Source organism: Parvularcula oceani (genome assembly GCF_000733125.1).
Classification (GTDB): Bacteria; Pseudomonadota; Alphaproteobacteria; order Caulobacterales; family Parvularculaceae; genus Parvularcula; species Parvularcula oceani.
Window position 1 is genome coordinate 149,462 of sequence record NZ_JPHU01000008.1, and the last position, 22,600, is coordinate 172,061.

At 66.9% G+C, this 22,600-nt stretch carries 16 protein-coding genes; 7 read left to right on the top strand and 9 right to left on the bottom strand.

Features of this window, described 5'->3' with window-relative positions:
- Positions 1–105: 105 nt before the first annotated feature.
- Complete coding sequence (locus IE88_RS0110250) at positions 106–3,078, top strand: TonB-dependent receptor domain-containing protein (RefSeq protein WP_036767019.1); 2,973 nt, start codon at positions 106–108, stop codon at positions 3,076–3,078.
- Between the two features lie 37 nt (positions 3,079–3,115).
- On the opposite strand, the gene IE88_RS0110255 is transcribed toward IE88_RS0110250, so the two are convergent.
- Positions 3,116–4,354 carry a TetR/AcrR family transcriptional regulator gene (locus IE88_RS0110255; protein WP_031553998.1) on the bottom strand — a complete coding sequence of 413 codons (1,239 nt, stop codon included), beginning with the start codon at positions 4,352–4,354 and terminating at the stop codon, positions 3,116–3,118.
- A gap of 134 nt (positions 4,355–4,488) precedes the next feature.
- Here IE88_RS0110255 and IE88_RS0110260 point away from each other — a divergent pair, with 134 nt between their 5' ends.
- Positions 4,489–5,247, top strand: coding sequence for an SDR family NAD(P)-dependent oxidoreductase (locus IE88_RS0110260; RefSeq protein ID WP_031554002.1), 759 nt, complete (start codon positions 4,489–4,491; stop codon positions 5,245–5,247).
- A gap of 57 nt (positions 5,248–5,304) precedes the next feature.
- Here the strand turns inward: IE88_RS0110260 and IE88_RS0110265 are convergent, their stop codons facing one another.
- Both IE88_RS0110265 and IE88_RS0110270 read right to left on the bottom strand, forming a co-directional pair.
- Positions 5,305–6,471, bottom strand: a complete 1,167-nt coding sequence (locus IE88_RS0110265; protein WP_031554004.1) for a DUF3089 domain-containing protein — start codon at positions 6,469–6,471, stop codon at positions 5,305–5,307.
- Between the two features lie 19 nt (positions 6,472–6,490).
- Positions 6,491–8,263, bottom strand: coding sequence for a class I adenylate-forming enzyme family protein (locus IE88_RS0110270; protein ID WP_051881897.1), 1,773 nt, complete (start codon positions 8,261–8,263; stop codon positions 6,491–6,493).
- Positions 8,264–8,442: 179 nt separating this feature from the next.
- Here IE88_RS0110270 and IE88_RS0110275 point away from each other — a divergent pair, with 179 nt between their 5' ends.
- Positions 8,443–10,491: a 3-hydroxyacyl-CoA dehydrogenase NAD-binding domain-containing protein gene (locus IE88_RS0110275; RefSeq protein WP_031554010.1), complete on the top strand. Its 2,049-nt coding sequence runs from the start codon at positions 8,443–8,445 to the stop codon at positions 10,489–10,491.
- A gap of 12 nt (positions 10,492–10,503) precedes the next feature.
- Positions 10,504–11,658: an acyl-CoA dehydrogenase family protein gene (locus IE88_RS0110280; RefSeq protein ID WP_031554013.1), complete on the top strand. Its 1,155-nt coding sequence runs from the start codon at positions 10,504–10,506 to the stop codon at positions 11,656–11,658.
- A 7-nt stretch (positions 11,659–11,665) separates the two neighbouring features.
- Here the strand turns inward: IE88_RS0110280 and IE88_RS0110285 are convergent, their stop codons facing one another.
- The 5 genes from IE88_RS0110285 to IE88_RS0110305 all read right to left on the bottom strand — a co-directional run bounded on the left by IE88_RS0110285 (position 11,666) and on the right by IE88_RS0110305 (position 17,390).
- Positions 11,666–13,183 (bottom strand): spinster family MFS transporter, encoded by a 1,518-nt coding sequence (locus tag IE88_RS0110285; protein ID WP_031554027.1) that lies wholly within the window; start codon positions 13,181–13,183, stop codon positions 11,666–11,668.
- A 131-nt stretch (positions 13,184–13,314) separates the two neighbouring features.
- The gene (locus tag IE88_RS0110290) at positions 13,315–13,500 is read right to left on the bottom strand and encodes a hypothetical protein (RefSeq protein WP_031554030.1); all 186 of its coding nucleotides are present in this window, start codon (positions 13,498–13,500) and stop codon (positions 13,315–13,317) included.
- Positions 13,497–14,636, bottom strand: a complete 1,140-nt coding sequence (locus IE88_RS0110295; protein ID WP_031554033.1) for a PepSY-associated TM helix domain-containing protein — start codon at positions 14,634–14,636, stop codon at positions 13,497–13,499. The genes IE88_RS0110290 and IE88_RS0110295 overlap by 4 nt, the downstream gene beginning before the upstream one ends.
- A 32-nt stretch (positions 14,637–14,668) precedes the next feature.
- The gene (locus IE88_RS0110300) at positions 14,669–16,780 is read right to left on the bottom strand and encodes a TonB-dependent receptor (protein WP_420330134.1); all 2,112 of its coding nucleotides are present in this window, start codon (positions 16,778–16,780) and stop codon (positions 14,669–14,671) included.
- A 163-nt stretch (positions 16,781–16,943) separates the two neighbouring features.
- Positions 16,944–17,390: a MarR family winged helix-turn-helix transcriptional regulator gene (locus IE88_RS0110305; protein ID WP_202900486.1), complete on the bottom strand. Its 447-nt coding sequence runs from the start codon at positions 17,388–17,390 to the stop codon at positions 16,944–16,946.
- A 128-nt stretch (positions 17,391–17,518) separates the two neighbouring features.
- Here IE88_RS0110305 and hppD point away from each other — a divergent pair, with 128 nt between their 5' ends.
- Positions 17,519–18,631, top strand: a complete 1,113-nt coding sequence (gene hppD / locus IE88_RS0110310; RefSeq protein ID WP_031554043.1) for a 4-hydroxyphenylpyruvate dioxygenase — start codon at positions 17,519–17,521, stop codon at positions 18,629–18,631.
- Positions 18,631–19,182: a VOC family protein gene (locus tag IE88_RS0110315; RefSeq protein ID WP_031554046.1), complete on the top strand. Its 552-nt coding sequence runs from the start codon at positions 18,631–18,633 to the stop codon at positions 19,180–19,182. The genes hppD and IE88_RS0110315 overlap by 1 nt, the downstream gene beginning before the upstream one ends.
- Positions 19,183–19,202: 20 nt before the next feature.
- Here IE88_RS0110315 and IE88_RS0110320 read toward each other — a convergent pair whose 3' ends face one another.
- Positions 19,203–20,108 (bottom strand): LysR family transcriptional regulator, encoded by a 906-nt coding sequence (locus IE88_RS0110320; RefSeq protein WP_031554049.1) that lies wholly within the window; start codon positions 20,106–20,108, stop codon positions 19,203–19,205.
- Between the two features lie 98 nt (positions 20,109–20,206).
- Here IE88_RS0110320 and IE88_RS0110325 point away from each other — a divergent pair, with 98 nt between their 5' ends.
- Positions 20,207–22,351, top strand: coding sequence for a malate synthase G (locus IE88_RS0110325; protein WP_031554051.1), 2,145 nt, complete (start codon positions 20,207–20,209; stop codon positions 22,349–22,351).
- Positions 22,352–22,600 lie beyond the last annotated feature (249 nt).

The following is a 22,600-nucleotide window of genomic DNA, read 5'->3' on the forward strand; positions in this document are numbered from 1 at the left end:
TGCAGTGCAGCATTCAGCTTGATCTGTTGACGACCCCTCAAATCCGTTCTCACATCCGAAGGAACGGTATGGGCCCGACAGAGGCCCCGCAGGGGAGGATGCACAATGACACTCAAGGCAACGCTACAGGCGACGGCCGCTCTCGCGCTGGTCGCTCCGGCCGGCGCATGGGCGCAGGACGACGACAGGCCGGGGCCGATCCTGCAAGAGACCGAGCCCCTCGCATCCTCCATCGAGCCGGAGGACACGATCATCGTGACCGGATCGGTGATCCGCGGCACGCCCGAAGACGCGGCCCTGCCGGTCGATGTCATCGGCGAGGATGAGCTTCGAAAACTCGGCACGCCTACGCCGGTGGAGCTTCTCAAGAACCTGCCGGTTTCCAGCGGTGTCATCGGCGACACGAACCAGTTCGACGGGCGGGCGCAGGCGACCGAAGGCCGCGCCTCGGTCAACCTCCGCGGCCTCGGGCCGGAGCGGACCCTCGTCCTGCTCAACAACAAGCGCCTCATCGCGACGGGCGCGATTCCCTTCGTCGACATCAACCTCCTGCCGATCAACGGCATCGGCAGGGTCGAGATCCTCAAGGACGGCGCGGCGGCGACCTATGGGTCGGACGCGATCGCAGGGGTGGTGAACTTCATCACCCGCTCCAATCAGGAAGGCCTCCGCCTCACGGGCGACTACAAGTTCATCGACGACTCGGACGGCGACTACAATCTGGGCGTCAGCTATGGCTGGCAGGGAGAGCGCCTGTCGCTCTTCGGTTCGGCGGGCTATCAGCACCGCTCGCTGCTCCTCGCGCGCGACCGCGACTTCGCAGTCCGTCCGTATGAGGAGAACCCCGAAGGCGGCTGGACCGGCGGCGGCAATCCCGCGACCTTCCTGCCGATCGGGGTGCTCGGCTTCACGCCCGAGGGCGCGCCGATCACGGGGCCGAATGCGGGCCTGACCCCCGATGCCGATTGCGGGGTGCTGGGCGGCTATGTCGATGCCCGCAATTTCTGCCGGACGCAGTACACCGTCTTCGACGCCCTCGCCGAAGAGGAAAATCGCGGCCAGGTCTATGGCGAGGTCACCTATGCCGTGTCCGAGACATCGGAGCTGGAACTCACCGCGCTCTACGGACAGTCCGAGGTGCCCCGCTATCTCAGCTCCCCCTCCTATGTCCTGACCCAGCCCCCGGGCGGGCAGGGCAGCGGCTTCTTCGTGCCCGCCTCGAACCCCGGCTTCCAGCAATATGCCGCTGACAATCCCGGCGCCTTCGCGCCCGGGACGGTGGGCGTGCTCTTCCCGACGCTGCTCTACCGGCCCTTCCTGCTCGGCGGGAACCCGGAATTCGATGGACCGACCGCGGCACAGGAGGGGTTCCGGGAGTCCGAATCATGGCGCTTCACCGGCTCGCTCTCGGGCGAGTTCGGAAGCGACCACGCCTATGAGCTGAGCGCCACCTATCACCGCTATGACCGGTACTTCTCTGGCTGGGACTCCTTCGGGGACCGGGTGAACCTCGCGCTCAACGGCCTTGGCGGCCCGAACTGCGACTTCACCAATCCGGCCAATGCAGGCGATGCGGCGGCGGGCTGCTTCTACCTCAACCCCTTCGGCAATGCGATCCGCCGGAACCTCGGCACCGGGGCGGTCAATCCGGATGCCGCCGGGCCGTTCAACGACAACAGCGAGCTGAACGACTGGTTCTTCGTGCAGACGAGCTCGGGCACCGAGAACGAGCTCTTCGTTCTGGACGGCGTCGTCAGCGGTCCGGTCGGCTTCGAGCTTCCGGGCGGCGAAGCGCGCTTCGGCGCGGGCGCCCAGTACAGGGAGCAGAATTTCGAGACGATCTATGGCGAGAACAACAATCTCGCCAACTTCCCGTGCCCGTCCTCGTCGATCAATCCCAACGCGACCTGCGAAGCGCAGACCGGCGCGCTCGCCTTCCTCGGAACCAACGCCAATGCGGAGGGCAGCGTCGAGGTCTGGGCGGTGTTCGGGGAATTGCAGCTCCCGATCACCGACCGGCTGAACGTCCAGCTCGCGGCCCGCTACGAGGATTATGGCGGCGATACCGGATCGACCTTCGATCCAAAGATCACGGGCCGCTGGCAGATGAACGACACCTTCGCGCTGCGCGGCTCGGTCGGCACGACCTTCCGCGGACCCGACGCCTCGTCCACCGTGCCGGGCTCGATCACGGTGCTCCAGCTGATCCAGACGACCTTCAAGCCGGTCGACGTCATCGGGAACGAGGCGCTCCAGCCTGAATCCGCGACCAATTACTCGGCCGGCGCGCTCTTCAGCCATGGCGGCCTCAACGCCAGCGTCGACTATTGGCGCTACGAGATCGAGGACACGATCGTCACCGAGCCGCTCAATGGCCTCGTCTCGACGCTGTTCGCCGATCCCTCCAACTGCACGGACCCTGCCTTCGGGGGCCTGCGCAGCCGCTTCACCTTCACCGAAGGCGTCTGCGACATCAACAACATCGCTCGTGTGCGGACGAACATCGTCAATGGCGGCAGCGTCGACACGTCCGGCCTCGACTTCATCGTCAACTATGTGAAGGACGACGTGCTGAACGGCGGGACGTTCGGCATCGGCGCGACCGCCACCTACATGATCGAATACGAGGTCAGCGACCAGATCGTCGAGGGCATCGTCGTGCAGCCGGCCTTCGATGCGGCCGGGGCGCTGAACTTCCAGACGACTGCCTATCCCGTGCCGGAGTGGAAGGGCCAGGCCTATGCGGATCTCGGCTGGGACCGGACGGATCTGCGCCTAACGCTCAACTATATCGGCGGCTATGACGACCGCCGCGCCCAGGAGGGCACGGGCCCCTTCCGCCTGCGCGAGGACATCGTGGGGAACCCGCGCCTGCTCCAGGGCGCCGAGATCGACGAGCAGATCACTCTCGACTTCAACGTGCAGGTCGATCTGGGCAATGATCTTCTCCTGGCGGCGACGGTGTTCAACATCACCGACGAGGATCCGCCTCTTGCCCGTCTCGACTACAGCTACGATCCCTTCACGGGGAATCCGTTCGGCCGGACCTACAAGATCGGCCTGACCAAGGACTTCTGAAGCAGGACCAGCGGCCGGGCGGGTGCCCGGCCGCCCCTTATGGCCTCACCGGTTCGCGGAACAGGCCGTAGGCGACGGTCGAGGCATAATCCGCGATCGCCGTTTCGCGGTCCTGCTCGGACGCCCAGCGGCGTAGCTCGTAGCCAGCGTTCAACATGGCGAGCAGCGCCTGCGCCGCGATCAGCGGATCCACCGCCCGCACCGAACCTTCCGTGATTCCGTCGATCATCATGCCGGCAAAGCGCCGGGCCATGCGGTTCGACCGCGACAGGACATCGTCGCGCAACTCTGAAGGGAGGGCGGAGAGGGCGGTCGTCCGCAGGAGCGGCGCGTCGCTGTAGAATTGCACGTCGAGAAGCGTGGTCACCGCCGAGGCGATCTGGTCCCAATAGCGCCCGTCCTGCTTCTGGGCGGCGCGCTGGACCAGCGAAACTCGCCCATAGCTGCGCGAGAAGCATTCGAGGACCAGCGAATCCTTGCTCGCAAGGTGGTGGTAGAAGCTGCCCTTGGTGACATTCAGTTCCGACGCGATGCGCTCGACCGAGGCGCCGCGATAGCCGCGCTCGTTGATGAGGGAAGTCGCGGCCCTGAGGAATGCGTCGGGCATCCCCTCAATGCCGCTGCGCAGGGCGTCCTCATCGATGGTGAGCGGGACGGGCGTCCACCGCGCGCCTTCGGGCGCGAACCCGTCGCTGAGGACCTCGAAGAGGCGGTATGCCACGCGCTCGAAATCGCCCAGGGAATAGCGCCGCAACCAGGCCTGCATCCAGAAGACGTTCTCCAGAAGGACATGCGCCCGCGCCGTCATGAGCGGGCGGCTGGCCGCCCCGTCATCGCCGAAAAAGCCGCGCACGGCTCGGAAGAGGGCGACATAGCGGGTGTTCAGAAGCGATTGCTGAGGCTCCTCCATCGCCCGGATATGCGACAGGTTCGCGATCGGCGCTTCTTCTTCCAGACGGATCCGGCTGTACATTCTGAGGGTGCCGCGCAGGAAACGGTCCACCCGCTCGCGCGGAGTGTCTGCCTCGGCCGCCCTCTCGGCAAGTTCGGCGAACCGGTCGAGCGCGTCCTCCAGAACAGCCGCGGCCAACAGATCCTTGCGCTTGTAGTAATAGGTGACGCTGGTCGTGTTCAGATCGATCGCCTTGGCGACATCCGAGAACGTCATGCCCTTGACGCCGCGATCATTCATCAAACGCGTAGCGGCTTCGAGGACGAGACGGCGCTTTTGCTGGTAGCGCTCGGTTTCCGGAGCGGCGACGACATTGATTGACATGCTTTGTCCTAGCAGTGGCAGGAACAGTCGTCACGCTGCAATGCGGTCCCCACGCCGCCCCGCAAGCTCTGGCCGGCCGGGGCCGATTGTCTTAGAAAAACGGGTATGCGAACGCTCATTTCGAAGGAGGCAATATGTTCGACCTGACAGGCCGCGCGGCCATCATCACCGGCTCGTCCCGCGGCATCGGGAAGGCCATCGCGGAGGCCTTCGTCGCGCAGGGCGGCCGGGTCGTCATCTCGAGCCGCACGGAGGAGGCCTGCCGGGCGGTTGCGGACGAGCTCAACGCGCGGCGCGAAGGCAGCGCGATCGCTCTGCCTGCGAACATCTCCTCGAAAGCCGATCTCGAAACCATGGTCTCCAAGGCCAAATCGGCCTTCGGCAGCATCGACACGCTGGTCTGCAATGCCGCCTCCAACCCCCATTACGGATCGCTCGACGACATCACCGACGAGAAGTTCCGCAAGATCCTCGACAACAATGTCCTGTCGAACCACTGGCTGATCCAGCTCACGGCGCCGGACATGATCGCCCGGGGGGCGGGCGCGATCATCCTCGTCTCCTCGATCGGCGGGATGAAGGGATCGGAGACGATCGGCGCCTATAATGTCTCGAAGGCCGCGGACTTCCAGCTCGCGCGCAACTACGCGGTCGAATACGGCCGGCATGGCGTGCGGACCAATTGCATCGCGCCGGGCCTCATCAAGACGGACTTCGCCAAGGCGCTGTGGGACAATCCCGAAGCGAAGGCGCAGTTCGAGCGCCACCACCCGATGCGGCGCATGGGCGAACCGGAAGACATCGCGGGCGCGGCCGTTTTCCTCGCCTCGGATGCCGCCCGCTACGTCAACGGCCAGACCATCGTCGTCGATGGCGGCTCGACGATCCAATAGGCAGCCGGCCCCCCGGGCGCGAACTCGCCCCGGGGGCAGCCTTGCGGTGCGGGGCGGCTAGTCTGCCGCCCCGTGATAGGCGTCGCTCTGGCGGCGGACCAGTTCGATCAGGTCGCCCTGCACGACGTTCACGTCGATCAGGTGCAGGCCCCAATCGGGCAGCACGCGTCCCATGACCTGCACCTCGCCGCCGATGTCGTCCGTGCGCGGATCGGACGGATCGGCATTCACGTCGAGCGAGAGGTATTGCGCTCCGTCTTCCGACTTGCATTGCGCGGTCAGGAGGCCGGGCACCTTGACCCAATCCGTGTCGACCTCGGCGCCCTCGACCCAAGGCTGGGGCTGACGGCCGGCGCTCGTGAAGGTCCGCGCGCCGAGATAGGCGTCGAGTTCGTCCTTGCCGAGAAGCGCGGCCGGGTCGACGCAGGCGACGTCCAGCGCCTCGTCATCCGACCGGCCGAAGCGGGTGGATGCAGGCGGCGGCGCATTGGACTTGAAGGTCACGAAGCTGATCGCGCATCCGGTCTGGGACGCCTCCTCGCAAAGCGGCACGTTCTCGAAGGTGCCGCCGACCGTCTCGCCTTCGGGAACGCCAACATTGAAGCCGATCAGCATGGCCGACAGCATCCGGTCCTGGAGCGGCTGGCCGTCGATTTCATTCGCGACGAGCTGGGTCAGCATGCGCGTTCCCTGGCTGTGGCCGATCAGGACGAAGGGACGGCCTTCGTTCTCGTTTTCGAGGTAATGGGAGAAGGCGTCGGCGACGTCGCGATACGCCATCTCGCCGTCCGCGCCGCTCTCCTGTCCGGTCATGATGCTGCGCAGCGCGCTCAGCGTCACCTGGCGGTACATCGGCGCATAGACGCGGCAGGCTTCGGCGAAGCGGGCCGCCTGCGCGGCGGCGACCCGCCGCTCCGCCTCGTCGATGCTGAGATCGCTGTTCGGCGTCGGATCGGTGGAAACCGTCGGGTAGACATAGAAGCAGTCCGCGGCCGGATCTTCGGCCGCTTCGAAGGCCATCTCTTCGGTGCTGCCGTCCGCCTCGACCACGGTCGCGGTGAGGTCCACGGCACAGGCATCGGCGCGCCCGGGCAGGCAGAGCCAGTTCGCCTCGTCGGCGTAATCGGGCGCGGCTGCGGGCGAGGGACCCTGCGCCTCGGCTGCCTGCGCGCCCGCCGCCGGCGCCAATGCGGCGAGCAGCAGTGCGGTGATCGAAGTCATCATGATGGTTCTCCCGTGAATGTCAGCTCGCGGCGGCCTTGGCCGCATCTTCGCCCAGAAGGAGCGCGCGAAGCTCGCCCTTGAGGATCTTGCCATTGGCGTTGCGCGGCAGCGGCTCGTCGCAGAAGGCGATGCGCACCGGCACCTTGAAGGCCGCCAGATGCCGCTTCACCCAGGCTTGCAGCTCCTCTTCGGTCGCGGCTTCGCCCGGCGCGAGATGCACGACGGCGGCGGGCTCCTCTCCCAGCGTCTTGTGCGGCAGGCCGACAAGCGCGGCATCGGTGACCGCCGGATGGCCGAAGAGGCAGTTCTCGACCTCGATCGAATAGATGTTCTCGCCGCCGCGGATGATGACGTCCTTGGCCCGGTCCACGATATAGCAGAAGCCTTCCTCGTCGAGCCGCGCGATATCGCCGGTCCGAACCCATCCGTCCACAAAGGTTTCCGCCGTCGCCTCGGGCTTGTTCCAATAGCCGCGCACGATCATCGGCCCCCGCGCCCAGAGCTCGCCCGTCTCGCCCACCGGCATTTCGCGGCTGCCGTCGAGGCTCATGATCTTGAGGTCGGCGACGGGAACGGCGGGCCCGCAGGAATCGGGGCGGTTCAGATAGTCCTCGGATCCGTGCAGCGTGACGGTGGCCGAGGTCTCAGTCATGCCCCAGCCCGATCCCGGATCGGCGCCGAACTCCGCCTTGATGCGCCGCACGAGTTCGGGCGCGGCGGGCGCCCCGCCATAGGCGACCGCTTCGAGGGAGCTGAGGTCGTATTTGTGCCGCGCGGGGTGCTCGAGAAGCTGCCAGGCGATGGCCGGCACGCCGCCCGTCGCCGAAATCTTTTCGCGCTCGATGATCGCGAAGGCTTTCTCCGTATCCCATTTGTGCATGAAGACGAGCGTGTGCCCGCCGAACAGCGTGCCCATCATGCGCGCATTGCACGCCGTGACATGGAAGAGCGGGATGACGAGAAGGCCGCTCTTGGGCTCGGGCTCCGGCGGCGCCTCGCCGCGCCGCAGCGCCGCCTGCGCCGAGGCATAGGCCGAGGACAGGATGTTCGTGACCGCGTTGCGGTGAGAGCCGACCGCGCCCTTGGGCGCGCCGGTCGTGCCGCTCGTATAGAAGATCGTCGCGTCCTGATCGGGGTCGATCATGACCTCGGGGAGCGCCTTTTCGGGAAGCTCTGCATAACCCTTCGGCTCGCCGATCAGGCCTTCGAGCGGGGAGGCCCCGCCGCCGGGCGCGCCGTCGCCGCGGCCGACCAGAACCTCGCGCAGATCCGGCAGCCGGTCCTTGTGCGGAGCGATCCTCTCCCAGCGCTCGACGTCGCAGACGAGGACGCTCGCGCCGGAATCCCGAAGGCCGTATTCCAGCTCCTCTCCCGTCCACCACGCATTCAGCGGCACGACGATCGCGCCGATGGAGGTGACGGCGCAGAACACCACCGGCCATTCGGGCAGGTTCCGCATGGCGAGCGCGACGCGGTCGCCGGGCTCCACGCCCATCTCCTTCAGCGCGGCGGCGAGATGCGCGGTCGCCCGGAACCAGGCTTCGAAGCTGACCCGCTCATCCTCGTAGATCGTGAACGGACGATCGCCGTGGCTGCGCGCGTGGCGCGTCAGCGCGCCGAGGTCGGGCGGGCAGTTCTTCCATATCCGCGTCGGCACGCCGTGAATCTCGACCGTCTCCATTTCGAACGGAGCGCCCGGTGCGCAGAGCCTTGCCCTGACATCGGCCAGGGACAGGGCGGGCCATGCCGCAGGCGGCCGCATGGCCGCTTCGTCTTCTCGATGCGTTTCCATCTCTTCCGATCCTTGGCGACCGCGTTTTGTTTTTTCGGTACGATAGGTGCGGCCTTGTGGGCGCACAAGGATAGAAGGCTGTGGATTGGGGAAGACAGGCAGGGCCGCTGTGTTAGAACCTTCGGTATGAATGCCGGCGCGCGGATGATAAGCCGGAAAAAATCTTCACGGAGGAAGCCATGAGCCCCGTCAGCACGCGCCGCGAAGGCGAGATCCTGATCGTCATTTCCGACAACCCGCCGGTGAACGCCCTCGGCCACGCGGTCCGCAAGGGCCTCGCCGATGCGATCGGGGAGGCGTCTAGGGACGAGGGCATCAAGGCGGTGGTGATCCGCTGCGAGGGGCGCACCTTCTTCGCCGGCGCCGACATCACCGAATTCGGCAAGCCCCTGCAGGAGCCCGGGCTGCCGCAGGTCGTCGACATGATCGAGAAGAGCGCCAAGCCGGTGGTCGCGGCGATCCACGGCACCGCGCTCGGCGGCGGGCTGGAGGTCGCTCTCGGCTGCCATTACCGCGTCGCCGTGCCGAGCGCGAAGCTCGGCCTTCCCGAAGTGAAGCTCGGCATCCTGCCCGGCGCGGGCGGCACGCAGCGCCTGCCGCGCGTCGTCGGCGTCGAGGCGGCGCTGCCCATGATCGTGAAAGGCGATCCGATTTCCGCGAGCCAAGCCAAGGAAATCGGCCTCGTCGACGAGATCGTCGCCGATCAGGGGCTCGAAGAGGCCGCCATCCATTACGCGCAGCAGGTCATCGGCAAGACGCCGCCGCGCACGGGCGAGCGGACGGACAGGCTGTCGGTCGATGACAGCGTCTTCGAGGACTTCAAGCAGAAGAACGCCCGCCGCCTGCGCGGCTACGAGGCGCCGCTCGCCTGCATCGAGGCGGTGCGCGCCGCGATCGAGCTGCCGCTCGAAGAGGGCCTCAAGAAGGAGCGCGAGCTCTTCATGAAGCTCGTCGCCGGCGAGCAGTCCGCGGCCCTCCGCCATGTCTTCTTCGCCGAGCGCCAGGCCTCCAAGATCGACGACGTCCCGAAGGACACGCCGCTCATTCCCATCGAAAAGGTCGGCATACTCGGCGCGGGCACGATGGGCGGCGGCATCGCCATGAACTTCCTCTCGGCGGGCATTCCGGTGACCATGCTGGAGCGCGAGCAGGGCCCGCTCGACCGCGGCACCGGGATCATGCGCAAGAACTACGAGGCGACGGCGAAGAAGGGCCGGATGACGGATGAGCAGGTCGAGAAGGCCATGGGCCTCCTCACGCCGACGCTCGACATGAATGACCTCGGCGATTGCGACCTCATCATCGAGGCGGTCTTCGAGGACATGGACATCAAGAAGGACGTCTTCGGAAAGCTCGACGCCGTCGCCAAGGACGGCGCGATCCTCGCCTCGAATACGAGCTATCTGAACATCGACGAGATCGCTTCGGCCACCAAGCGCCCCGAGAGCGTGATCGGCCTGCACTTCTTCTCGCCGGCCAATGTCATGCGCCTGCTCGAAATCGTGCGGGGCGAGAAGACATCCGACAGCGTGCTCGCGACGGCGATGAAGCTCTCCAAGACGATCCGCAAGGTGGCCGTGGTCTCCGGCGTCTGCTTCGGCTTCATCGGCAACCGCATGCTCGCGCCGCGCCAGGCGGAGGCGAACAATCTGATGCTCGAAGGCGCCAAGCCCTGGGACATCGACCGCGTGCTCGTCGAGTTCGGCATGCCCATGGGCCCGTTCCAGATGGCCGACCTCGCAGGTCTCGACATCGGCTGGAACAAGGAGAAATCGAGCTCTTCCACCATCCGCGAGGTCCTCTGCGAGCGCGACCGGCGCGGCCAGAAGACCGGCGCGGGCTTCTACGACTATGACGAGAACCGCCGCGGCACGCCGTCCAAGGAGGTCGAGGAGGTCATCGCCTCCTTCGCCGAGAAGTCGGGGCGGGAGCAGCGCCAGATCGGCGATCAGGAGATCCTGGAGCGGCTTCTCTATCCCATGGTGAACGAAGGTGCGAAGATCCTGGAAGAGGGGATCGCCCAGCGGTCCTCCGACATCGATATCGTCTGGATCAACGGCTATGGCTGGCCGCCCTATACCGGCGGACCGATGTTCTGGGCCGAGCGTCGCGGCCTCAAGACGGTTCTCGACGGCCTCGAGAAGCACAAGCCGCACCTGTCCGATGACTTCGAAATCTCGGGCCTCCTGCGCCGCAGGGCCGAGGCCGGCGAAGGTTTCGGCGGCTGAGGGAAGACAGTCATGGCCATGGATGAAGAGAGCTTCGAACTCCTCCTCGAAACGGTGCGCCGCTATGTGCGCGACCGCCTGATCCCGCTCGAACGGCAGGTCGACCGCGAAGACCGCATGCCCGAGGAGGTCATCTCCGAGATGAAGGAGATGGGCCTGTTCGGCCTGACCATCGCCGAGGACTATGGCGGCCTCGGCATGAGCATGGAGGAGGAGGTCCGCTTCGTCTTCGAGATGGGCCGGACCTCGCCCGCCTTCCGCTCGGTCTTCGGCACCAATCTCGGCATCGGCAGCCAGGCCATCGTCTTCGGCGGCTCCGAAGAGCAGAAACGGCACTACCTGCCCAAGATGGCGAGCGGCGAGATCATCGGCTCCTTCGCGCTGACCGAGCCCGATACGGGCTCGGACGCGATGTCGGTCACGACCAAGGCGGTGCGGGACGGCGACGACTACGTCCTCAACGGCACCAAGCGCTGGATCACCAATGCGCCGCGTGCGGACGTCTTCTCCGTCATGGCCCGGACGGCGCCGGAGCGGAAGGCGAGCTCGATCTCCTGCTTCCTCGTGCCCGCCGACACGCCGGGGGTCCGCCTCGGCAAGCCGGACGAGAAGATGGGCCAGCACGGCACGGTGACGTGCGACGTCGTCTTCGAGGATGCGCGCGTTCCTGCCTCCGCGCTCCTGGGCGGCGAAGAGGGGACCGGCTTCAAGACGGCGATGAAGGTGCTCGACAAGGGACGGCTGCATATCGCGGCGCTCTGCGTCGGAATCGCCGAGCGCCTGATCGAGGAATCGATCGCCTTCACCACCGAGCGCAAGCAGTTCGGCCAGCCGGTTTCGGAGTTCCAGCTCATCCAGGGCCTGCTCGCCGATTGCGTGACCGAGGCGCAGGCGGGCCGCGCCATGGTGCTGGAGGCCGCACGCGCCAAGGATCGCGGCGACCGTATCGTCGGTCAGATCGCGGCGGCGAAATATTTCTGCTCGGAGATGGTCGGCCGCGTCGCCGACCGCGCGGTCCAGATGCATGGCGGCGCGGGCTATATCTCCGAATACCCGGTCGAGCGCTTCTATCGCGATGTCCGTCTGTTCCGGATCTATGAGGGCACCTCGCAGATCCAGCAGCTCATCGTCGCGCGCGAGGCGATCAAGGCCTATAAGGAGGGCTGAAGCCGCCTCACTGCGCGACGAGGTCCTTCTTGAGCCGCGTCGCGCACCACACGAAAAAGGCCGAGGCGATCACGTAGAAGCAGGCGATGGTCACCATCGACGCCTCCGTGCTCGATGCATTGGCTTCCAGGCAGAAGCGGTACTGCGCCTCGCTGACCTGGCCCGGCAGCGTGCTGAGCATCTGCGCGATGCGGTCGTCCGAGAGGACCTCCGCGCCCTGCCTCGCGGCCGTCGCCGCCTGCTGGACCGCATCGCAGAGCGCGCGGTCGACGCTACCCGCAAAGCCTTCCGCCCTCAGGCTGCGTCCGAACCAGAAATCGCTGACCAGCCCCGCGAAGAGCGGCCCGAGGCCATAGCCGAACAGGTTCACCACGAAAAGGAGCACCGCCGTGGCGGTGGCGCGCACGCGCATCGACACGACGCCCTGGCCGATCGTGTACTGGGCGGCGAGATAGCCGTATTTGACGAAATGGCCCGCGGACAGGCCGATCACGCAGAGAACCATGCTGCCCGTCAGGAACGCCATCAGATAGAACGGCACCGACAGGGCGAGCCCGCCCGCGGCGAGCCAGGCGATGGCCGCCTTGTTCCGCGATTGCAGCCGGGTCGCCAGCACGCCGAGGCAGACCGTGCCGATGGCCCCGGCGAGATTGGCGGGCGTGTTGAACCAGATCGCGGCCTGTCCCGTGGTCACGCCGAAGGTCCGCACCAGGTACAGCGTCTGGAAGCTGGCGATACCGTAGCCGCAGAAGGCAGCGATGGTCGCCCCCGCCGTCATGGTCCAGTAGGAGCGCTTGGACAGCATTTCGCGCAGCGCGGGGCCGAGCGCCGCGCGCTCCGTCCGGCTCGCATCCGGCGGGTCGGTATAGCCGCGAGGCGGCTCCTTGACCGTTGCCAGAAGGACGAACCCGACCAGCACGCCCGGCAGGCCGAGAACGAAGAAGGCGACGCGCCAGCCGAACCAGTCCGTCACCGGACCGCCGATCAGGCTGGCGAGCATGGTGCCGAGGGTCACGCCCATCGCGTAATAGCCCAGCGCCGAACTGCGCTCCTTGGGCGGGTAGTAATCCGCGAGCAGCGAGTTGGCCGGCGGCGTGCAGCCCGCTTCCCCGATCCCGACGCCGACGCGGCAGAGGAGCAGGATCCAGAACCCGCCGATCACCGCGCCGAATATGGTGATGTCGGTCGCAAGCCCGCACAGCGCCGTCATCAGCGACCAGAGCACGACCGAAGCGGCCATGATCTTCACTCGGCTGCGGCGCTCGGCGAGGCGGGCGAGGGGAATGCCGACAATGGTGTAGAGGAGGGCGAAACCGAAGCCGGTCAGAAGGCCGAACCCCGTATCCCCGATCTCCAGCTCGGCCTTGATCGGGGCCGCCGCGACGGAGAGCAGGCCGCGATCGACGAAGTTGAGGATATAGATGAACAGCAGGGCGTTGAGGACATAGGTCCGGTAGGCCGGCGTACCGTATCCCTGAACGTGCCCGGCCGTGCCCTGGGCGCCCGCTGCGGCTGTCTTCGCCATATCCCTGCCCTCTCGCTGCGATCATGGCCGCGGACCCGCGGCTTTGCGCGCCCGGCGGCTGCAGCTGCCGGACCGGACATTCGAACGAAGTGTTCCAGTCCGAGCCCGCGCGGGCAAGAGGCTGCGCGCGGTCAGCTGCGGCGGCGGGCGCGGATGATGGCGGCGACGGGCAGGGAAAGCGCGATCCAGCCGGCCGCGTCCCACATGCCGTTTCCGACCAGCGCGGCGATCAGGCCGAAAAGGCTGACGAGGAAGAGGGCGAGCGGCACGGCGAAGACCTGCCGCAGGCTGCGGGGAGCGGCGCGATATCGGTTCATGACGCGGAGCGGACTGCGAGAGCGGCCGGACGCCCGCTTTCGCGCGCGCTCTGCGGCTTGCGCGCGAGCCAGAGATAGAGGCCGGTGCCGAGGACCACGATGGTCGCAAGGTCGAGCAGCGCCCAGAGGATCTTCAGCGGCAGATGTCCGTAATCGCCGAAGTGAAGCGGCTGGGAAAGCGCCAGCGCCTTCGCATACCAGGGCATCTCGCGCAGCCCGGCTAGACGTCCCGTTTCCGCTTCGATCAGGGCCGGAGTGATGAGGTTCTCGGTCAGCGGCGTCTCCCCGTGCAGGAAGACGGCGTAGTGATGGTCCGTCGAATAGGCGCCGCCGGGGAAGGCGACGAATTGCAGGGTCATGCCGGGCGCGGCCTGTCGCGCCTTCGCGATGGCGGCATCGAGCGAGCTTTCGGCGCGGGCGACGCGCCCCTCCTCGAACCCTTCGGTCAGGTCGGAGAGCTGCTGCGCCTTCCAGAGATCAAGGATCGGCGTCGCCAGCGTGTTCACCACGCCTGTCAGCGTCACGACGCTCAGCCATGCCACCGTCACGATGCCGAGGAGGTTGTGATGGTCGAGCCATTTGATACGCCGGGAGCGCTGCCGCCGCAGCGTGCCGAAATCGTGCTTCCGCATGAAGGGCGCGTAGAGCACGACGCCCGAAACGATGGCGGCGAGGAGCAGCACCCCCATCGCGCCGAGGAACAGCATGCCGGGCAGGCCCAGGAACATGTCCGTATGCAGCTGGAGGAGGAAGTCCATCACCCCGCCGCCATCGGGCGCCGGCGGCACCAGCTCGCCGCTCGTCCGGTCGAAGGAGGCGAAATGCATCCGCGAGCCGGGCGCGTCGGGCGTCGGCCCCGTCGTCACGTTCACCACCGGCCGGTCGATGTCGAAGCTCATATAGAGCGGCACCTCGCCCGGACGGTTGGTCAGCGCCGCTTCGAGGATCGCGTCATAGGACAGGAGCGGCCCGCCGGGACGGGCGGGCTCCCACGCCTCGGTCTCGAAGGCGGCGTCGATCTCGTCGTGGAAGACGAGCGGGAGCCCGGTGATGCACAGCATCAGGAGGAACGCCGTGCAGACGAGGCTCGTCCATTTGTGGACGAAGGACCAGGCTCGGATCGTGCGTGGCGTCATGGCAGCGTGCCGGAGCTTTCGCCCCGGCTTTCCTAGAATTCGACGGAGGCGGAGAGGAGGACCGTCCTCGGGCCGCCCTGGACGAGGTAGTTGGCACCGGGATAGCCGCCGGTCGAGGCCCAGTAGTCCTCGCCGGTCACGTTCTGCACGCGGCCTCTCAGCGTGACCTCCTCGCCATAGGCGCGCAGCGCATAGCGCGCCCCGAGATCGAGCCGGGTCCAGGACGGGATTTCTCCGGTATTGGCGGCATCGATATATTGCTCGCTGGTATGGGCGATCCGGCCGTCGACCGTCAGGCCGGGCAGGGCGGGAATGTCCCATTCGGCATTGAGGTTGATCTGGAGGTCGGGAATGCCGATCGGCGTATTGCCTTCGTTCAGGCCGCCATCGGTGCGGGCATATTCCGCATCGAGCAGCGTCGCCCCGCCCAGAAGCCGGACCTGCTCGCCCAGCTCGCCGAACACGGTCAGCTCGATCCCGCGGCTTTCCTGCGCGCCGGCATCGGTGAAGACCTGATCGACGACGATGGCGCTCGGCTGCTCGATCTCGAAGACGCTCAGCGTGCCGCCGAAGCTGCCGCCGTCATATTTGAGGCCGGCCTCGATCTGCTCGCCGCGGAAGGGTGCCAGGACCTCGCCGGCATTCAGGACCGGCGTGCCGCCGCTGTTCGCAGGAGCGATCTGGCCAGGCTGAAGGCTCTCGGCATAATTCGCATAGACCGACAGATAGGTGTTCGGCTTGACGACGAGGCCGAAGGCTGGGGTCACCGCATCGTCCGCATAGCGGGACAGCTCGTCGCCCGTATTGTAGTCGAAGGATGCGGTCTCGATGTCCTGATAGCGGATGCCGGCGGTGGCCAGCACCGCGCCGTCGAGGAGCGAGACCATGTCGGCGAGCGCGAAGCTCGAATTCTCGACCTTCTCGGTCTGGAGCGGATCGTCGAGTTCGCCGCCGACGAAGAAGTCGGGGGCGGGCGGCGCGACGGGGATCGGATCGTAAAGGTCGCTGGCAAAGCCCGCGAAGCTCGAGAAGGCATAGGCGTTCTCGGAGTCGATCCCGATCGCGGAGACCGAGGCGATGATGCGGTGGCGCAGCGGCCCGGTCTCGACCTCGGCGCGCACCCCGGCATCGGCCGAGATCACTTCGTCCTCGCGGGTATTGTCGAACCGGTACGCCGTCGTCGCCCCGGCCTCGGTGGCGCTCGGATTGGCGAGAACGTTCGCTTCCTCCCCCTTGCGGCCGCCAAGCGCCGCCCATGCGCTGACGGCGTCAGAGAAGTCGGCCTCTGCCCGGATCACGCCGAAGAGCTGCTCCTCGTCCGTGAACGTCCAGGGCTGCGCGTAATTCGCGTCGTCCTCGGGCGCCTCGGGGACCGCGCCGAGCGGCGTGACCTGCGGGCGCGGCGCGTTGATGCGGTGGTTCTGGTAGCCCGCATCGGCCGAAAACCGGAACATCTCGCCGTCATAGTCTGCGCCGAGCGAAAGGACCGTCAGCTCCCGGTCCTGATCCTCGATGGCCGTCTCCCCATTGCGGCGGACCGCATTGACCCTGACGCCGAAGGCATCACCCTGCCCGAAGCGGCGCGCGATATCGGCGGCGCCGTAAAGATGGTCCTCGCTCTCGATGCCGAGGGTGAAGCGGCTGAACGCCTCCTCGGGCGCCCGCTTGGGAACGATGTTGAACGCGCCGCCCACCGCGCTGCCGCCCGGCGCCGCGCCGTTGAGGAAGGAATTGGCGCCGCGGAAGACCTCGACCCGGTCGATCAGCTCGGCCGCCACATATTGGCGCGGCAGGATGCCGTAGACGCCGTTATAGGTCATGTCGTCCGAATAGACCGGGAAGCCGCGGACGACGTAGAGCTCCTGGAAATTGCCGAACCCCTTGGCCACGCGCACGCCCGGATCGTTCTGCAGCACGTCGCCGACGCTGCGCGCCTGCTGGGCGCGGATCAGCTCATCGGTATAGGCCGTCGCGGCGAAGGGCAGGTCCATGTAATCGACATTGCCCAGGATCCCGGCCCGCGCGCCGCGAGCGACCTGATCGCCTGCATAAAGCTCCGTCAGATCGACCTGCGAGCCCTCGACGACGATGACGTCTTCGTCCTGCGCATCGGACTGCTGCGCGGCGGCGGGTGCCGCCAGCATGAGCGCGGAAAGGATGGCGGAGCTGCAAAAGAGAGAAGGCTTCACGAAAGACGTCCTGCGAATGAGAGTGCTTCTGCGAGCCATTCGCAAAATACGAGGCACGTGACAAGGCCATCGCGTCTGGTGCCTGAGATGCGCTCCGCGGAGCGGCTGGCGCCGACGGCTACCAGAGAGGGCGTTCCGGCGAGGCCTCGCGCGCAAGGACTTCCAGAATGCGGTGCAGCGCATTGCGGTCCTTCTCGTCGAGCGAGGCGAGGAGGTCGCGTTCGTATTCCGCCGCCATCTGCGCGATGATGTCGTAGAGGCGCTGGCCTTCCTCCGTCAGGTGGAGGAGGGAGCGCCGGCCATCCGTTTCCGAAGCGGTCCGCCGCAGCCGTCCCGCCTCGATCAGCGCCGCGACCGCCCGGCTGACGGCCACCTTGTCCATGGCCGTCCGCTCGGTGAGCTGGCTCGCGGACAGGCCCGGCGTTTCCCCCAGCACGGCCATCACCCGCCATTGCGGCACGCTCAGCGCGAAATCGGCGGCATAGCGGTCGGCGATCCGCTGCGACACGGTGTTCGAGAGCACGGAGAGCCGGAAGGGCAGGAAATCTGACAGTCGGAGCGTCACGGGGCGGTCCTCGAAAGCTGCGGGCAGGCCGGACGATGCCTTGCAGCCTACATAGCGAATGGTTACAATAGAAACCAGTTTCAGATGCAACCGACCGCCCGCGAGCGGCGCACCGCAAGGAGCGACAGATGGCAGACCTCTTCGAAAACCCAGCCGGCCTCGACGGCTTCGAGTTCATCGAGTTCTCCGCCCCCGAAAAGGGCGTGTTGGAGCCGGTCTTCGAGACGATGGGCTTCACACGCGTGGCCCGCCACCGCTCCAAGGACGTGGAGCTCTGGCGCCAGGGCGGCATCAACCTCGTCACCAATTACGAGCCGCGCTCGCCCGCCTGGTACTTCGCGCGCGAGCACGGGCCGAGCGCCTGCGGCATGGGGTTCAGGGTGCGCGACGCCAAGGCGGCCTATGAAGGCCTTCTCGAGCGCGGCGCCGAGCCCGTGGACATGCATGTCGGCCCGATGGAGCTGTCGATTCCCGGCATTCGCGGCATCGGCAATTCGATCATCTATCTCATCGACCGCTATGAAGACGGCGAGGGCGGCCTCACCATCTACGACATCGACTTCGAATACCTGCCGGGCGTCGACAGGCACCCCGAAGGCGCGGGCTTCGATCGGATCGACCACCTGACCCACAACGTCTATGGCGGCCGCATGGCCTATTGGGCCGACTTCTACGAGAAGCTCTTCAATTTCCGCGAGATCCGCTATTTCGACATCAAGGGAGAATATACCGGCCTGACCTCCAAGGCGCTGACCGCCCCGGACGGCAAGATCCGCATCCCCCTCAACGAGGAAGGCGAGGGCGGCAAGGGCCAGATCGAGGAGTTCCTGCGCGAGTATAACGGCGAGGGCATCCAGCACATCGCGCTGATCTGCGACGATCTCGTCGCCTGCTGGGACCGCCTCAAGGAGAAGGGCGTGCCCTTCATGACGGCGCCGCCGGACACCTATTACGAGATGCTGGAACAGCGTCTGCCGGGCCATGGCCGCGCCGTGGACGAGCTTCAGACCCGCGGTATCCTGCTTGACGGCACGACCGAGGACGGACAGCCGCGCCTCCTCCTGCAGATCTTCGCCGAGGCGCAGGTGGGCCCCGTCTTCTTCGAGTTCATCCAGCGCGTCGGCGATTACGAGCAGGGCTTCGGCGAGGGCAATTTCAAGGCGCTCTTCGAATCGATCGAGCGCGACCAGATCAATCGCGGCGCGCTCAAGGCGCCCAGCGAAGAGAAGGAGCCCGCATAATGGCCACTCCGACGATCTCAGGCTTCCACCACGTCGCCTATCGCTGCAAGGACGCGAAGGAGACGGTGGAGTTCTACCGCGACGTGCTGGGCATGGAATTCCAGCTCGCCATCGCCGAGGACAAGGTGCCCTCGACCGGCGAGCCGGATCCCTACATGCACATCTTCATGGATGCGGGGAACGACAACGTCCTCGCCTTCTTCGAGCTGCCGACGCGCGACGAGATGGACCGCGACCGGAACACGCCGGTCTGGGTCCAGCACATCGCGCTGCGCCTCGGCAGCCTCGACGAGCTGATGGCGGCCAAAGAGCATATCGAGAGCAAGGGCATCGACGTGCTCGGGCCGACGAACCACGGCATCTTCAAGTCGATCTACTTCTTCGATCCCAACGGCCACCGCCTCGAGCTTGCAGCCGACACCCGGACCGAGGAGCAGATGGCCGAGCTGAACCGCGTCGCGCCCGACATGCTCGAGGAGTGGTCCAAGACCAAGAAGGCGCCGCGTCACGCGGCCTGGCTCCACGAGATGATCGCGGACGCCGAGGACTGAGAGGGCAGGACCCTTCGCCATCACGCCGGTGCTGCGGGCAAGGCCTCCAGCATCGGCGCCAGGCGCGCTTCCAGAAGATCCGTCAGCGCCCTGACGGCGGCGGGCACCAGGTTCGCCCGCGGCCACACCGCATAGATCCCGACATCCGCGCTGCCGCCATATCCGGGCAGGACCCTGACGAGGCGTCCTTCCTTCAGCGCATCCGCCACATCCCAGACCGAGCGCAGCGCGATCCCTTCGCCGCAGAGCGTCAGCTCCCGGACGAACTCGCTCGAATTCGTCCGGATGGCGCTGCGCCCGTCGAGCCGCACCGGCCCGTCCGGCCCCGTGAGCTGCCAGGGCAGCTGCCCGTCGGCTGCGAGCAGGCGATGCCCCTTGAGCGCGGCGAGGTCTACTGGCGTCCCCTCCGCCTCGAGATAGCGGGGCGAAGAGCACAGAACCCGTTGGCTCGCCCCGATCCGCCTCGCGTCGAGATGGCCCGGCAGCTTCGGCGTGATCCGCAGCGCGAGGTCCACGCGTTCGCCCTGCGCATCGAGCATCCTGTCGGACAGATCGACCTCTAGCGTGACCTGAGGGTGCAGCCGGGCGAACTCCGAGACGACCGGCGCGAGGAACAGCCTGCCGAAGGAGGTCGGCACCGAAACCCGCAACCGCCCCGCCGGCACGCTGACCGCGCCCGAAATCCGATCCTCCGCATCGCGCGCGGCGGCGAGAATTGCCCGCACATCCTCATAGAATGCCCGTCCCTCCGGCGTCACCTCGAAGCGGCGCGTTGTGCGATGGACGAGCTGCGTGCCCAGGCGCGCTTCGAGCGCGGAGAGCCGCTTGGAGATCATCGCGGGTGAAGCGTGCAGGCGCCGCGCCGCCTCGGACAGGCTGCCCGCCTCGATCAGCGCGCAGTAGAGCGCGTATTCGTCCCGCTGCATCTTTTCCTCAGGTGAAAAGCTGAATTGAGAATAATGCCACTACTGAAAAGATGGCGCGCCGTCTATCATCATGGCGAAGCGAGTTATGGGAGCCCGTAATGGCCTATTCCGATCGTGCCGTCCTCGAAGTCGATGACCGCCTGATCGCCTTCCTCGAGCAGGAATGCCTGCCCGGCACCGGCGTGGAGGCGGACGCCTTCTGGTCCGGCCTCGCCTCGCTCTACGACCGGTTCGCGGGCGAGAACCGCAGCCTGCTGGACGAGCGCGAGCGCCTACAGTCCGAGCTCGACCGCTGGCACGCAGAGCATCCCGGCCCGATCAGCGATCCGGCTGCCTATGAGGCCTTCCTGCGCGAGATCGGCTATCTCGTTGCCGAGCCCGACCCCTTCTCCGTCTCCACGGACAATGTCGATCCGGAGGTCGCGACCCTCGCCGGCCCCCAGCTCGTGGTGCCCGCGCTCAATGCCCGCTTCGTCCTCAACGCCGCGGCCGCGCGCTGGGGCAGCCTCTACGACGCCCTCTACGGCACCGATGCGCTGCCCGGCGCGCCCGAAGGCACCGGCTATGACGAAAAGCGCGGCGCGCAGGTCGTGGAGCGCGCCAAGGCCTTCCTCGACGAAGCGGTCCCGCTGGCCGAGGGACGCCATGCGGGGGTCGCCGGCTATGCGGTGAAGGACGGAAAGCTCTCCCCGGCGCTCGCCGAGCCTTCGGCTTTCACGGGATATGACGGAGACCCCGCAGCGCCGTCCCGCATCTTCCTCAAGCATAACGGCCTGCACATCGTCCTGCTGATCGACCGCGACGCGCCGGTCGGCCGTGACGACCCGGCGGGCGTGAAGGACGTTCTTCTCGAGGCCGCCCTCAGCACGATCGTCGACATGGAGGACTCGGTCGCCGCCGTCGACGCGGAGGACAAGGCGCTCGGCTACCGCAACTGGCTGGGCCTGATGAAGGGCGATCTCGAAGCGCGTTTCGAGAAGGGCGGCAAGAGCGTGACCCGCCGCCTGCCCGGCGACATGGAGATGACGACGCCGCAGGGGGAGGCGGTCCGCCTCCAGGGGCGCAGCCTGCTGCTCGTCCGCAATGTGGGGCACCTGATGACGACCCCGGCAATCCGGAAGGCGGGCGAGGACCTTCCCGAGGGCATACTCGATGCCGCCGTGACCAGCCTCGCCGCCATGCACGACCTTCGCGGCGCCGCTCCGTTCCGGAACAGCCGCGCAGGCTCGATCTACATCGTGAAGCCCAAGATGCACGGCCCCGCCGAGGCCGCCTTCACCGACCGCCTCTTCGCGGCCGTCGAGGACATGCTCTCGCTCAAGCGCAACACCATTAAGGTCGGCGTGATGGACGAGGAGCGGCGGACCTCCGCCAACCTCGCCGCCTGCATCGAAGCGGTGCGGGAGCGGATCGTCTTCATCAATACGGGCTTCCTCGACCGCACGGGCGACGAGATTCACACCCTGATGAAGGCAGGCCCCGTCGTTCCGAAGGCAGAGATGAAGGCCCAGCGCTGGATCGAAGCCTACGAGACCCGCAATGTCGCGATCGGCCTTGCCTGCGGCCTCGATGGCAAGGCGCAGATCGGCAAGGGGATGTGGGCCAAGCCCGACATGATGGCCGACATGCTGGCCGAGAAGGCGGCGCATCCGAAGACCGGCGCCAACACGGCCTGGGTTCCGAGCCCGACGGCGGCCACGCTGCACGCGATCCACTATCACGAGGTCGATGTCTTCGCGCGGCGCGAGGAGATGGCGGATGACGGTCCGGCCGCGCTCTCGGACCTTCTGACCCCGCCGCTGGCGACCGACACCAACTGGCCGGACGAGCTGCGCCGCAGGGAGGTCGAGAACAACGTCCAGGGCATTCTCGGCTATGTCGTCCGCTGGGTCGATCAGGGCGTGGGCTGTTCCAAGGTTCCCGATATCGACGATGTCGGTCTGATGGAGGACCGGGCGACCCTCCGCATTTCCTCCCAGCACGTTGCCAACTGGCTCGCCCATGGCGTCGTCAGCCGGGAGGAGGTCGAGGACGCCTTCCTGCGCATGGCGAAGACGGTCGACGCGCAGAATGCGGGCGATCCGGCCTATGAGCCGATGAGCGCGGACCCGGACAAGAGCACGGCATTCGCGGCGGCGCGGGCTCTCGTCTTCGAGGGGGCGGAACAGCCGAGCGGCTATACCGAACCGCTCCTCCACGCCTACCGCCTCGAGAAGAAGCAGGGGACGAGCCCCTCCAGCTGAGGGCAAGGGCGGGGCGTCACGGGGCTGTCGCGCAACCGCCAAAAAACTTGCAAGAACGGCGTTGACAGCCCCCGCTCAAAATCATATCTCGCCGCTCCCGCTGAGAAGCGGCATTCGCCACAAAGTGACGGTCGAGCGACCTCGGGCCTCCCTCGGGAGGGATCGAAGATCGCTCGCTTCGTTGTCCGCGGTCCTCGGGCCAAAAGACAAAGTCAACTTTGGGGATTGACGGCAGGGACGGGAAAGACT